The organism is Micromonospora sp. NPDC047620, from assembly GCF_043205005.1.
GTDB lineage: Bacteria > Actinomycetota > Actinomycetes > Mycobacteriales > Micromonosporaceae > Micromonospora.
On sequence record NZ_JBIDDG010000028.1, the window covers coordinates 72942 to 86292 of the forward strand.

Here is a 13351-nt window from a genome sequence, read left to right on the forward strand (position 1 = left end):
CTTCCCATCAGCGAGAGCGACGTGTGGTGATTCGAGTTCGAGACGTCAGCGTGGCGCTGTCCAGCGTCCGTCGGCGCGCCATCAGTGCGTGCGATCGTCGGCCCCGGCGGGAGCGCCAACGGCCTGCCTGTTGCACGCCGGAATGATACATATCAACGGCAAGCGGCGGGTCGTGTCCAGGTGGGCGAATGGTCAGGAAGTTGCGGTGGCCGCGCTGCTGTTCAGGTGCCCCAGCAGGGTGTCCTTCTGGTGGAGATAGTCGCGGTTTGCGGGGGTGACGAAACCGGATAGTGGGACGCGGTCGACGGTGATCCCGGCGGCGCGGAGGGCGTCGATCTTGCGGGGGTTGTTGGTGGCGAGGTGCACGGCGGTGACGCCGAGCCAGGTCAGCGCGTCCGCGGCCGGCTGGTAGTCGCGGGCGTCGGTGGGCGCGCCGACGGCGGCGTTCGCGGCGACGGTGTCGTATCCCTGGTCCATGAGGGTGTAGGCGCGGATCTTGGCGGCGAGGCCGATGCCGCGGCCTTCGTGGCGCAGCAGGTAGAGCAGGATCCCGTAGTCGGATGCGCCGATCATGTGCAGGGATGTGGCCAGTTGGGGGCCGCAGTCGCACTTGAGGGATCCGAGCAGGTCACCGGTGGCGCAGGCGCTGTGCATCCGCACCAGTGGGGTCTGCCCGTCGGCGGGACGGGGGCGGTGCACGGCGGCGAGGACCTCCTCGGGCCCGGCCTGCGGGCCGAAGACGTGCAGTCGGAGATGCCCATGCGGGGTGGGTAGATCGCAGCCGGCGAGCCGGACGGTGGTGATCATCGTGTCTCCTGCGTGGCGGTGCTGTCGGGTGTGGGCTTGTGGGCGATGAGCAGGACGTGTTCGGACATGCCGAGCAGTGAGGGTTCTGCCTCGATCCGGCGGATCGCGCGCAGGAGCAGGTCGCGGCGGTGTGGGTCGCGGAGGCGCTCGGCGAGGTCGGGCAGCAGTTTTGCGGCGCCTTCGACCGCGAGCAGGGCGTGTGGGCGCAGGCCGGCGGTGGTGGCTTCGGTGGCGAGGTCGTCCGGGGTGTGGAAGTAGCCGGTGGTGAACAGCCGGCGGTCGCCGGTGGGGTTGCGGTGTTGTCCGTCGCGGAGATGCCGGGCCAGGATCGTCTCCACGGCCGGGTCGTCGTAGAGGTTCTTGGCGAGGTATTCCCAGGTGGTGTAGAAGCGCGATGTTGCCGCGGCGGCGAGCACGCCGCCCGGGACGAGCACGCGGTGCGCCTCGGCCCAGGCTTGGGCGCGGTCGGCGGCGTCGGTGAGGTGATACAGCGGGCCGAGCAGCAGCACGGCGTCGCAGCTGCGGGAGGCGAGCGGCAGCTGACGGGCGTCCCCGCGCAGGATCGAGGCCAGCGGCGCCTCGGCGTGGGCGGACGTGGTGGCGGCTTGCTCCAGGTGCAAGGGGACGGGGTCCACGAGGTGGACGTGGTAGCCGTCGGCGGCCAGCGCAAGCGCGTACGCGCCGGGCCCGCCGCCGACGTCGGCGACCGTTCCGGTGGGGGGCAGGTGACGGGTCAGGATGTCGCGGGTGCGTAGGTACTCGACGCGGCGACGTGGGTCGGCCAGGCGTGCCTGTTCGGCACCGTGGGAGTAGAAGTCGAGGATCTCCGGGTTGATGCTCGCCTGCATGGCGGCGTCGGGTGCAGGGCGGGTCACGGTGCCGCCTGCGGCGTGTGGCAGTCCAGGAGCGCGAGGAAGCGGTCCTGGAACTGTCGGCGCAGGTGGGTCTGCTGCGCCGACATGGTCGGGCCGTGGAAGCGGTCGAGGATCGAGGCGACGCCTCCTGCGATCGCGGGGCTGCTGCCGATAGCGCTGAGCAGCTTGAACTGCATCACGAGGTACACCGGCGGATGGCCGCGCGAGCTGTCGGGTTGGGGTGGGGACCAGAATCCGAGGTGGTAGTCCAGGCCGGCCAGGGTCAGGCACCGGTTCGCGAGGGTCATGTCGGCGCGCATCAGGTCCATCTCACCGGCGGTGACGTCCCGGAGCAGCGACCTCAGCACGACCAGGCCCCGCCGGCTGGGTTCGGAGAGCCAGGCGAGGTCGTCGAGGTTCGCCGCGACCTGACCGGGCGGCAGCAGCCCCGGGCGGGTCCACGGCGGTGACGCCGCCAGGCTGCCGGTGAAGCACTGCCGTAGCTGCGCGTACGCGCCTGCGGCCACGTCGTGAAGGTGGACGAGTAGCCGGGCGCAGGCGGCGTTATGCAGGAAGTCCCAGCCCGGTACAGTGATCTTGAATCCGACCGGTCCCCCGTCGCAGGGCATATCCGCCTCGCCCACGAGCCGGCAGCCGGCGGGCAGCGGCTGCGTCCGGAACGCGTCATGCATGATCTGCGCGGCGAGATACGCGATGGGGTCGACCAGCGCCCGCCGCCGGTTCAGATCGTTGACCTCGCCCAGCGGCATGATCGAGGCGTCGCGGTAGACGGTCGCGGGCCAGCAGTTGAGGTGCCAGTGCATCCGCTTGTCCCACCACTGCCCGTTGTCTCGGTCGACCGTGGCCGGGTCGTAGTTCGTGCCGATCATCAGCTGCGCCCCGTCGAGTGCGAACCGACGCTGAGTCGAGCGGGCGTGGACGTAGCGGACGAACTGCCCGCAGAACGTGAGCAGCGTCCTCAGCATGGCCTCGGGGACATCGCTGACCGACGACGCGATGGTCCTGTCGTCGCCGATCGTGGCGAGCAGCATCAGGTCGTAGACGCTGTGCGGGAACGCCTTGTCGATGACCGCGATCCGGCCCCCGGAATCTCCGGCCGGGTATTCGCGCAGGATGTGGGGGCCGTAGTGGTCGCGGTAGTGCGGGCTGAGGTTGCGCACGTCCGGTGGCGGCGCGGGTAGTCGAGGCATCGGGAGGCTGGGAATGACCGGCAACCTCATCGCGGATGCCGGGTAGAGCGGGGTGAACCGGTCCACCACCGGGCGGCGGGTCGTGGCGGCGGTCATGCCAGCGTGCCGTTCGCGATGGCCTCGCCTGCGGCGACGCCCATCATGGCGGCCTGCACGATGCCTTGGGCGATCCCGGCGGCATCACCGACCACGTAGATCGGCAGGCCCGGCACCCTGCAGTCCTGGTCGACCGGGACCCGGTCCCACAGGAACTCGACCTCCGGCCCGATCACGAGGACGTCGTCGGTGAGATCATCCACGGTCAGGCCGGTGCCGGCGTGGTCCAGGATCGAGCCCATGACGCGGCGGAAGCTCTCGATGAGGCTGGCGTGCTCGGCGCCGGTGAACAAGCTGTCCAGCCGGCCTGTGGTCAGGTCCTTGACGGATGGCTCGAACGTCACCGCCGCCGCCAACTCCGGCCAGCTCCGCGGCTCGTCCGTTCTGGCCATGAACGCGCGCAGGCTCTGCGCGACCGGCCGGCCGGCGCTGAGCCGCCAGTAGTCGGACAGGATCTCGGCCCGGACCGCGGTGCTGGTGCCGGGTCGGGCGAGCTGGCACAGCAGGCCGAAGTTCGCCGCCAGCGGACGGGTCCCGGGGCTGCGTTCGGTGGTCTCATGCCCGTCGAGAGTGATCACCTCGCGCCCGAACGACCGCTGGTAGTTGGTGAACTTGATCCGGCCACCGTTCGGGCCGCCGCAAAAACAGAACGTCTTCGTCTTGCGCTCCACCCGCTCTAGCTGGGTGATCTTCAGATCGGGGTGCTCGACGCCGATCGCGGCCAGCACCTCGGCCCTCGTCTCGAGACGCACGCCCAGCGACATGTCCGGCGCGATCGTCTGCACCCCGAACGCCGTCAGGAGGTTGTGGGTGCTGGTCACCCCGCGCCGGCCCGTGGCCAGCACCAGACGTGCCGTCTCGACCGTGACGAGGCCACCGTGCGTCGCTACCGTCACCGTCAGCCGGTCCCCGGTGAGGGCGGCGGCAACCAGCTCCGACTTCTCCCACACCGTCAGGGCGTCGTCGCGGTAGCCATGCAGCGCCGTGAGCATGGTCCGGACCTGCGTCTCGCCCAGGACCGCGACCGGGTACTCCCGGATAGCCAGACCGTTACCGGCGAACGCCTCGATGACCGGCGCACCCAGCCTCGTCCCGTGCAGCACCGGCCGCTGCGGCATCGGCGCGGTCAGGAACTGGAACGCGCGCTCGCACAACTCGCCGGCGCGGGGCTCGCCGAAATGATCGATGAGGCGCCGGCCTGAGGGCAGCAGACTCAACTTCACCCCGTCGCCGTAGTGCACACAGCCACCGAAGCCGCTGATCACGTTGCAGATCCCGGCGCACCCCGTGCACCGCAACCCACGGTCCACCGGACACGGTCGATTCCGCAACCCCCGCCCGGCCTCCAGCAGCAACACCCGCCGGCCCGGAGACTGGCGCACCACCGTGTGGGCGCAAGCCAACCCACCCGGGCCAGCACCGACGACAACAACATCGACGAACATCGCGGATCCCTTCTGACCGGTGGCTGGCCTGCCTGGTGTCGCGGCCTTCCTCGTGGCGGCAGACACCGAGCAGACGTGAAGCCCGAGACGAGGAACGCGGCGCCTCGATGTCCGCCGCGCCCGTAATCGACTGTCGCCGCTGCCGGGCGTCCGGGGCAGAGGTCGACGCGGTGCCATCGGTGCGGCTCGTGCGGCACCTGGTGCGGATGGTGCGTTTCCTTCTCCGCCACGGATCGGGCCGCTACTGTCGAGCCCGCCGCCCTACCTCCGGCACCCGCAAGGGAGGCCCCGACCATGGAAGCCGAGCCAACCACTTCCCGGACCAACCAACGCCTGTCCGATCTGCTCCACGAGGCGCGATGGCGACCGGAGGCCCTGGCCCGACGGATCAACGCCGTCTTGGCGGCACGCGGCAACAGCCGCAGAGTCCACGCCAAGACCCCATACAAGTGGATCGCAGACGGCGCCGTGCCGCACGGCGACATACCCGAGCTCGTCGTCGAGCTGCTCTCCGCCCAACTCCACACCGAGCTGCGGTACGCGGACGTCTGGGGCCAGGCCGCGCCACGTCCCCAGCCTGCCCTGCCGGCAGACCACGCGATGGATCTACCCTGGGACAGCAACGGACTGCTCAGCCTCGTAGGAGGACCAGTGCCGACCCGTCGCACCATCATCGCCGTCACCGGCGCCGCGCTGACCGCCCCCGCCTGGGCCGCGTTACAACAGCCCGCCCCAGACCTTGTCGCCACCGCAGGCGACGGCGGTCCCGTCAGCCCGCCACTGCTAGACATGATCGACACCGTCGTCGCGCAAGCCCAACAACTCGACGACAACCAGGGCGGCGCCGCACGAGGGTTCGTCAACGACCAATTCGCCGCCGTCGCCCGGCTCCTCCGCCGCGCCTCCTACAACGCCGCAGCCGGCCGCCGCCTGGCCGCCGCCCTGGCACAGCTCGCGCAGACCGCCGGATTCATGGCATTCGACGCAGGCGAAGACGGCATCGCGCAACGCTGGTATCTCACCGCCCTGCGCGCCGCGCACACGGCCGCAGAACCGGGCCTCGCCGCCAGCATCCTGGCCCTCATGTCCAACCAGGCCGCCGACCGAGGCCACGCCCTCGACGCCCTACAACTCGCCGCAGCGGCGCAAGAATCCGCAGCGACCACACCACCCGCCGTCCGCGCCCTGGTCGCCGCCCGCAGCAGCCTCGCCCACGCCGTCGCCGGCGACCTCACCAGCTACACACGGACGCGCCACGACACCCTCGAACTCCTCGACACCACACCCGACACATCGCTCCCTCGATGGGCCTCATACATCGACCGCACCGAACTCGACGCGATCACCGGACGCGGCCTCGTCGTCCTAGCCGAGCGCGTGCCGACCCGACGCAAACAACTGCTCCACCACGCCGGCCAACTCCTCCACGCCCGCGCACACACCAGCCCCACCGACGCGCCACAACGCTCCGCACTACGCCACGGCGCATGGCTCAGCCTCGCCCACACCGCCGCCGGCGACCTCGACCTCGCCGTCAGCACCGCCCGACTCGCCCTCGGCCGCCTACCCGCCGTCAGCTCCGTGCGCAGCGTTGCGCTCCTCCTGCGACTCCACGACGAACTCGCCCCAGCCGCCCCACGCTCGCCAGCCGTCCGCAACCTCGTCAACCAACTACGCACCCTGCCCACACCAGCACGACCAACCACACCCCGGTAACCGGCCCAGCCAGCACCAGTCAGCACAACTCCGCCGCACCCACCCGGGACCACACCACGACCACCACGAATCCCGCCATTCGGCATCCCGTGGGCCTCGATCTGCACCGCGAGCGAGTCCTGCTGGCGTAACAGGGCCACACAGCCGACGCGGCCATGGCACCGACCCCGAAGCGGCATACCCACTCCTCCGATTGCCCACAGATAGTCGAAACCGGCTGCTCCGGCCTCCGGCGTCCCGACACGATGACCTGGATCCGGATTGGTTGGGACAACGCATCGATGCCAGCGCGCAGCGTTCCTGGACAGCCGCCGCGTGCGGTTTGACCAGCGGCGGTGCGCTGGCCATCGGTTCGGCCCGGTTGCTCGGTCTGGCTGACGCGCCGCAGGAAGCCTGTCTCGCCCCCTCGGGTTGGCCTCCGGCCGGGTAGGCCGGCCGCTAGATCAGCGTCGGCTGGCGACCCTTGCGCCGTCATTGCCGTTGATGGGCGCGGGGATTGCGGGCGACCCGCAATGACGCAGGCATCGCTTACGCTCGATGACGCGTTTGGTTACCGTCAGTGGAGCTGTGCCTGTCTCTGCAGGGGGTGCCCGTGGTCCCTGTCACTCGCTCGCGTCGCGCGGCCATCCAGCGTGAGGCGGGGCAGATTCGCCGACGCTGCCAGCGTGAGGGCCAGACGACCGAGCGGATCGTCGCCGCGATCCGCGACGGCCTGCCGGAGGTGAGCGCGCTTGAAGCCTGCAGGTTCGCCCTCGGCTGGTCTCGGGCGGACACGGTCGCCCAGATCGCCGCGCTGTACCACGGTGACGGGCTGCGGCCGCCGGGGCTGTCGGAGCAGATGCTGTGCCGGTGGGAGCACGGCGCGGAGCGCCCAGGCCCGGAGTACGCCCGGATGCTGTGCCGGGTCTACCGCACCGGACCGGCGCAGCTGGGACTCGAAACCGAAGGGCCGCTCCCGCGGGCGGTTGTGTCGCATCGGTCACCGGTTCGGTACGATCAGCGGAAGCAGGGGGCGACCGGCGCCGGTGGTCCGGAGGGATAAGGTCGATGACCAGTGCCGCGGGGCTGCGGGCCGTACGTGAGTCGCTGGAGCTCGCCCTGCTGGTCAACCCCGACGGCGACAGCGAGGCGATCGACCTGGCCGAGGCCGCCGTCGAACACTACAGCCTCAACTACTCCCGTCACGCCCCTCAGCTGCTCTTCGACGAGGTGCGCCGGACGCGGCTGCTGCTCTCCGGCATCCTGACCCGCCGCGCCGGCGCGACGATGACCGATCTGCAGCGTCAGGTTGGGTGGCTGTCCGCGCTGCTGGGCAACCTCGCGTACCACCTCGGCGACGGCTCCGGAGCACGCACGCACCTGGGCACCGCCACCACCTACGGCACCTGGGCCGGTGACACCCGGCTCGTGGCCTGGGCCTGGGGCGCCCGCAGCATGATGGCCCGCGCGGCCGGCCAGTTCGACGCGGCCTTCACGGCCGCTGAGCATGGCGTCGCCGCTGCACCGTCTGGACTGGTTCGCGCGCAGCTGTCCGCGTGGGCGCTGCTGCGCTCTGCCGCCGTCCTCGGCCGCGTCGACGTAGCCGACGAGGCTCGCAGCGCCGCCCTGCGGGACCTGGACGCCGACCCGGCCGGGTGGGCGCCCGGCCGCTTCGGGTTCGACGCCGCCGAGATGACGCTGCACCAGGCGGAAGCCGACCTGGCGCTCGGCCGCGCCGGCGCCGCACGCGCGCTCGCCGAGCAGTCGGTGGCCGCATGTTCGGCGGGCACGCCCGGCTGGGCCGCGGCGACGCTGGTCCTGGCCCAGGCCGAAGCACCTGACTTCCCCACCGACGCGGCGCAGCGCGCGGCCGACGTCCTCGACCAGGTACCGCCCGAGCGGCTGCGGTCCACCGCCCGCACCCGCCTGCGTCAGCTTGACGAGGCGCTTGGGGGCAACGACGCGACCGGCGTCGGCGAGCTGCGCGAGCGGATCCGCGACCTGCCGCCGCTCGCCGAAGGCCCCGGGGAGCCCTCAGTGGGTGTCGACCTGACGGTGCCCGGACCGGCCGCGCGGGCGGCCGCAGCCCAACCACGAAGGAGCCGAGTGCCCATCCTGGACGTGTACGTCCTCGCCCTGCACGAGCTGTACTCGTCGCCGGCGCTCATGCCCGCTTGTAGCGTAGGGAAGCCCGGTAGGTGTTTGGGGAGGCTGCCGGTGTGCGGTCTTTTCGCTCTGTTCGAGCAGGCGATGCGGTAGGGCTTTGCTGTGCAGTGGCAACGGAGGCGGATCGTGGCGATCGACAGTTCGGACATCTTGCGGGCCCTGTCGGATTACCTCGATGTCTACCCTGACGAAGCCGTGTCGCTGTCGGTGCCGGTGAAGCTGCTGACTGAGGGAGCGGGTTGCGCGTCGCGGTTCGACCTGCCCATGCACGTCACGGTGGGTGCGCTCCTGGTGCGTGGTGGAGCCGAGGTGTTGCTTGTCGATCACCTCGCCTACGGGATCCTGCTGCAGCCGGGGGGACACCTCGAGTCGACCGATGCCACGCTGATCGACGCGGCGGTCCGGGAGCTGGTGGAGGAAACCGGTGTTGATCCCGCCGGTGTTGTCCCGGCATCGCCGCTGCCGGTGTATGTCGAGTACGGACAGGTTCCGGCCCGGCCCGACAAGGGCGAACCGGAACACTTCCATCTCGACTTCGGGTATTGCTTCGTGACCGCTTCCGCGGACGTGGGGCTGATCCAGGAGTCGGAGGTGCGAGGTGCGGCCTGGTATCCGCTGGCGGAGGCCGAGCGGCTCGTGGGCCAGCGCATCGCGCGGGCGGTGAACGCGCCGGCGTGACCTGGTTGACCGGGCGGGGCGGTGTCTGATTGAGCTGGACCGCCGGCGAGTTGCCGCGTGCTCCGGCTCCGGCGCCTACCGGTCTGCCTTCGGGCCCGCACCCGTTTGCTCGTAGCCTCGGCGTGGGCGAGTGCACCGGGCGATCGTGACTACGAGTGGACGGTCACTGGCGGGCGCCGGCGGTGATCCGGAGGTCCCAGCCGGGTAGGTCGTCCTCGTCGTTGGGGACAAGGCTGGTGCCGAACCATGCGGCTCCGGGTCGTCCTGCCTGCTCCCAGTGGTGCAGCCAGGTCTGCAGCGCGGTCAGGGACGGGGAAGTCGCGGTGTTGGCGAGGATGGTGCCGTCGGTCAGGATGACGGCGGCGGTGGTCGCGGTGGTGTGTCCGATGCCGCGCCTTCCGTCGCGTAGGGCGGTGATGCTGCGTTGTGGGCCGCCGGCGATGACGGAGTAGGCCGTCCATGACAGCCAGTCCAGGGGCGCGCGGTGGTAGGTGTCGGTGTGGCTGGGGTTGAGTAGCAGGTGGAGCGCTGTGCGGGCGCCGGTGTGTTGCGGGTCGTCGTGGTCGCGCCAGCCGATGGATATCCATGCCGGGTGGGGCTGGTCGACGTGGTGGTCCACCCAGCGTCCCGGGATGGTCAGGGCGTCGTCCACGGCGGTGGCGGTGCTCTGGGCGTAGCCGCCGAAGGTGACGGTCTCGATGCGTGGTTGTCCCGCGGCCAGGGTGATGGTCGCGATCAGGGTGGTGGACGGCTGCGCGGCGATGGGCAGGCAGGCCACGATCCGGCCGTCCGGGGTGAGTTGATCTACCCATGCCTGGGGCAGTCGTGGGGGTGTACACCAGGCCGCGATGCGTTGGTAGGGGGCGTGCGGCGGGTAGCCGTTCATGCCGTCGGCGAGATGGCAGGTGATCGTGGTGACGCCGCGTTGGCCGTGTAGGCGGTTCGCCCATGCGACGAGGTGGTCGCTGATGTCGACGCTGGTGACGCGCCCCGATGTGCCGGCTCGGGCGGCGAGCAGCGCGCCGGAGTATCCGGTGCCGGTGCCGATTTCTAGCACGTGGTCGCCGTCCCGCACCTGGAGGGCGATCACGTCGCGCTGGATGGCTTCCGGTGCGGATCGGTGCAGGGTTTCACCGCGGTCCTCGTTGTGGACGTAGTAGGGCTCGGGGACGCTGCTGAGCAGCGGATCGGCGGCGGTCACAGGCTTCCTTCCGGAATGGAGCGGTGGCGTGGGTCGGTGAGCTCAGATGTTCACGTCGCGGATCCTGTCCGAATGCGGAAGAGCTCTCTCCCATCGACGTGATGATCCGGGGGGTTGGCTTCGAATCGGCGTGGATCGCCGCGGTGGTCGACCGCGTCGGCGGGCCGCCCGGACGCCGGTGCCTGCATGGCTAGAACCAACGCCGTTCAGTTAGGCGGACGGTTTGGGTGTCAAGGGTCGGGGCTGATGATGTTGATGCTGGTCGTGGCTTTATAGCTGTGTCGGTCGATGTCGGGGCCGCGGGCTTGGTATTGTGGGCGATCGAGTAATTCCCCCGGGCTGCGATCACGCAATTCCCCTGGTGCTGGCCCTGTGGGGTGACTGTACTTCTCTACTTCGGGTTCTTGGTGGACTGGGGGACGGCGCGTCCGGGTCGTTTGTTGGGCCGGTAGCTGGGGCCGTTCATGAAGACCTGGTGGCTGGTGTTGATGAGCCGGTCGAGCAGGGACTCGGCCACGACGGGGTTGGGGAACAGCGGATACCAGTCGGGCGGGTTGCGGTTGGACGTGGTGATCAGGGATCGGCCGGCCTGGGCTCGTTCTGAGATCAGTTCGTAGAGGTCGTCGGCTTGCTGCGGGGTGTGCTCGCGCATCGCGAAGTCATCGAGGATCAGCAGGTGGGGTCGGGTGAGTTCGGCGAGGCGTTTGGGCCAGGTGCGGTCGGCGTGGCCGCCGGCGAGGTGGGCCAGGATGCGGCTGGTCTTGGAGAAGCGGACTTCGGCGCCTTGGCGGATGGCGAGGTGCCCGAGGGCTTGCGCGACATGGGTTTTCCCGACACCGACCGGTCCGTGCAGCAGGACTGACTCGCCGCTGTGCAGCCAGCGCAGTGCGGCGAGGTCGCGGATCTGCGCGGCGGGCAGTTTCGGGCTGGCGGCGAAGTCGAAGCCTTCCAGGGTGGTCTGCTCGTCGAAGTGAGCCCGGCGCAGCCGCCGGTGCATGGACATGGTCTCCCGGCGGGTGATCTCGTCCTGGCAGAGCACTTGCAGGAAGTCCAGGTGCCCGAGTTGTCCGGCGTGGGCCTGGGCGAGGCGGGCGTCGAGGGTTTCCAGCATGCCGGACAGCTTCAGCGTGCGGAGGCTGGCGTGCAGGGCGACGTCGATGACGGTCATGGTTGCTCCTGGTAGATGAGAGTGAACAGGGCCTGTTGCAGGCGCAGCAGGTCGACGCCGCGGGTCAGTGGCGGGTAGCCGTGGCGGGTAAGGACGTCGGCGACGTCGAGGGCCAGCCCGACGGTGAACCGGTCGTCGGCACGGCTGTCGGGTCGGTGGATCGGGTAGGCGGGAACGTCGGTGCTCATCAGGCCACCCCCTCGCCGCCGTCGCGGCTGGGCAGCGGGTAGACGTTGCCGAACAGCGCGGCCGGGCCGTGCAGGTGCGCGCTGGCGCCGCCGTCCCCGGTCGATGGTGGTGGCGGGTCGGTCTCCGCGCCGGCGGCGAGGATGCCCTTGATCGTGCGGTAGGACGGGTCACCTGCCGTGATCGCCTTGGCGCAGGCCAACTCCAGCCGCTCGGGGCCGTGCTTGTCGGCTAGGCCGAGCACGCCCTGGGCCGAGCGCAGCCGGAACAGGGCCCCGACCTCCAACAGGGCCGCGATGACCCCGGCGGTTGCCGGTCCGATCTCACCGGCCCGTCGGCGGCACCACGCCGGGGTGCGCATCGCGAACGCGATCTTCTCCGGCGGGTAGTGCGACATGTCGGTGCGCTTGCCCTTGCCAGCCCGGGCATGCGTGGCCACCAGTTGTCCATCGTGGAACAACTGGACGGTGGTCCAGGTCTCCCTCGCGTCCAGACGATGCCCGATCAGCCGCCACGGCACCGAGTACAACGCCTTACCAACCTTGACGTGGATGTCCGGGCCGACCTTGCCGGTCGACCACGTCGCGATGACGAACGGCCGTGCCGGTAACGGCTGCAACGCTTCCGCCTCCACGGCGGCGAACACGGCAGCTGGGGCGGCGCCGTCAAGGGGCCGGCAGGCCCGCTGCCCGGCAACCTCGGCGCACCAGCGCACCGCCGCCGTCTGCATCTCGGCCAGAGAGGTGAACTGCCGGCCCCGCCAGAACGAGTCCCGCACATACGGCATCGGCCGCTCCACCCGCGGCTTGTCGCGGGGCTTACGCACCCGGGCCGGGTCGACCAGCAGCCCGTAATGCTCGGCCAACTCCGCATACGAGCGGTTGAGCTTCGGGTCGTAGAGGTCGGCGCGTTCCACCCCGGTGGCCAGGTTGTCCGGAACGATCCGTTCCGGGACACCGCCGAAGAACCGCCACGCCTCCACGTGTGCCTCGGTCCACGCGCGCTGGTCCATCCTCAGCACCGGGCGCACGAACATGTGCCGCGAGTGCGACAACACCATCACGAACGCCCACACCGTCACCCGCCTACCGGTGTCCGGGTCGGTCCACATCCCCAACCGGCCGTAGTCGACCTGCGCCTCGTGCCCCGCAGGCGGCGTGTCGCCCAGCACCCGCACCTGGGAACGGCGGGTCTCCTCCGGCAGGTTGGCCCGCACCCACCGGCGAAACGACGCCACCGACGCGTCCAACCCATGCTCGTCACGCAGCCGCTGATGGATCGTCGCCGCGGTCACGTTCGCCTTCAGTTGCTCGGCGATGTGGTCACGGTGCACCTCGATCGCCGGCCAGGTCACCTGCCGCAGCCGGGTATCCACCAACTCCGGGAACCAGCCCCGCACCAGCTGCGCCCACTCGTCCTGGCTACGCGCCGGACCGCCCGGTGCGATCCCGGCCGCGACCGCCGGCGCCGTGTACTTACGGATCGTCTTGCGATCCACACCCAGGCTGGCCGCCAGCTCGTGCTGCGACCGGCCCGCATACCAATGCACCAGAATCTCGACGATGTCGATCACGTAGAAGCTTCTCCTCGCCATCGGCGCCCCCACCGCTCGGATGGAGGCAGACTGACCGCCTGCGAGGACCAGACCCCGACGCCACGCACGTGCTCCCCTGGGGGAATTCCGTGACCGGCTGGGGGAATTACGTGATCGAAACCCCGTCAAATGGGGGAATTACGTGATCGCCGACAGTATTTGCTGTTCGAGCGTTTGATCATGCGGGCCTTGATGCGTAGGCGGCGTTCGGGCAGCAGATGGGCCAGGACCTGGGCTCCGATGACGCCGA

Annotated in this window: 12 protein-coding genes; 4 read left to right on the plus strand and 8 right to left on the minus strand. The window is 70.2% G+C overall.

Annotated elements, in window-relative coordinates; all coding sequences use genetic code 11:
• Positions 1 to 192: 192 nt before the first annotated feature.
• From ACGF5C_RS27345 to ACGF5C_RS27360, 4 genes are read right to left on the minus strand one after another with little or no spacing between them, the layout of a single operon-like run.
• Positions 193 to 807, minus strand: a complete 615-nt coding sequence (locus tag ACGF5C_RS27345) for a GTP cyclohydrolase II (protein ID WP_393306136.1) — start codon at positions 805 to 807, stop codon at positions 193 to 195.
• Positions 804 to 1682 carry a class I SAM-dependent methyltransferase gene (locus ACGF5C_RS27350; protein WP_393306138.1) on the minus strand — a complete coding sequence of 293 codons (879 nt, stop codon included), beginning with the start codon at positions 1680 to 1682 and terminating at the stop codon, positions 804 to 806. The genes ACGF5C_RS27345 and ACGF5C_RS27350 overlap by 4 nt, the downstream gene beginning before the upstream one ends.
• The gene (locus tag ACGF5C_RS27355; RefSeq protein WP_393306140.1) at positions 1679 to 2968 is read right to left on the minus strand and encodes a hypothetical protein; all 1290 of its coding nucleotides are present in this window, start codon (positions 2966 to 2968) and stop codon (positions 1679 to 1681) included. The genes ACGF5C_RS27350 and ACGF5C_RS27355 overlap by 4 nt, the downstream gene beginning before the upstream one ends.
• Positions 2965 to 4413 (minus strand): NAD(P)-binding protein, encoded by a 1449-nt coding sequence (locus tag ACGF5C_RS27360; RefSeq protein WP_393306142.1) that lies wholly within the window; start codon positions 4411 to 4413, stop codon positions 2965 to 2967. The genes ACGF5C_RS27355 and ACGF5C_RS27360 overlap by 4 nt, the downstream gene beginning before the upstream one ends.
• A gap of 294 nt (positions 4414 to 4707) precedes the next feature.
• Between ACGF5C_RS27360 and ACGF5C_RS27365 the strand changes: the two genes are divergently transcribed.
• The 4 genes from ACGF5C_RS27365 (at position 4708) to ACGF5C_RS27380 (ending at position 8952) form a co-directional block, all read left to right on the plus strand.
• Entirely contained in the window at positions 4708 to 6129 is a 1422-nt protein-coding gene (locus ACGF5C_RS27365; RefSeq protein WP_393306144.1) for a hypothetical protein, read from the plus strand.
• Between the two features lie 559 nt (positions 6130 to 6688).
• On the plus strand, positions 6689 to 7171 hold the full coding sequence (locus ACGF5C_RS27370) for a hypothetical protein (RefSeq protein WP_393306146.1): 483 nt from the start codon (positions 6689 to 6691) through the stop codon (positions 7169 to 7171).
• Between the two features lie 5 nt (positions 7172 to 7176).
• Positions 7177 to 8367: a hypothetical protein gene (locus ACGF5C_RS27375; protein WP_393306148.1), complete on the plus strand. Its 1191-nt coding sequence runs from the start codon at positions 7177 to 7179 to the stop codon at positions 8365 to 8367.
• 33 nt (positions 8368 to 8400) lie between these two features.
• On the plus strand, positions 8401 to 8952 hold the full coding sequence (locus ACGF5C_RS27380) for an NUDIX hydrolase (RefSeq protein ID WP_393306150.1): 552 nt from the start codon (positions 8401 to 8403) through the stop codon (positions 8950 to 8952).
• Positions 8953 to 9115: 163 nt separating this feature from the next.
• On the opposite strand, the gene ACGF5C_RS27385 is transcribed toward ACGF5C_RS27380, so the two are convergent.
• From ACGF5C_RS27385 to istA, 4 genes are all read right to left on the minus strand, one after another.
• Positions 9116 to 10153 carry a protein-L-isoaspartate O-methyltransferase gene (locus ACGF5C_RS27385; protein ID WP_393306152.1) on the minus strand — a complete coding sequence of 346 codons (1038 nt, stop codon included), beginning with the start codon at positions 10151 to 10153 and terminating at the stop codon, positions 9116 to 9118.
• A gap of 391 nt (positions 10154 to 10544) precedes the next feature.
• Positions 10545 to 11321: an IS21-like element helper ATPase IstB gene (istB, locus tag ACGF5C_RS27390; RefSeq protein WP_393306154.1), complete on the minus strand. Its 777-nt coding sequence runs from the start codon at positions 11319 to 11321 to the stop codon at positions 10545 to 10547.
• Positions 11318 to 11509: a hypothetical protein gene (locus ACGF5C_RS27395; protein ID WP_393306156.1), complete on the minus strand. Its 192-nt coding sequence runs from the start codon at positions 11507 to 11509 to the stop codon at positions 11318 to 11320. The genes istB and ACGF5C_RS27395 overlap by 4 nt, the downstream gene beginning before the upstream one ends.
• Positions 11509 to 13080: an IS21 family transposase gene (gene istA, locus ACGF5C_RS27400; RefSeq protein WP_393306166.1), complete on the minus strand. Its 1572-nt coding sequence runs from the start codon at positions 13078 to 13080 to the stop codon at positions 11509 to 11511. Before istA ends, ACGF5C_RS27395 begins: the two co-directional genes overlap by 1 nt.
• Positions 13081 to 13351 lie beyond the last annotated feature (271 nt).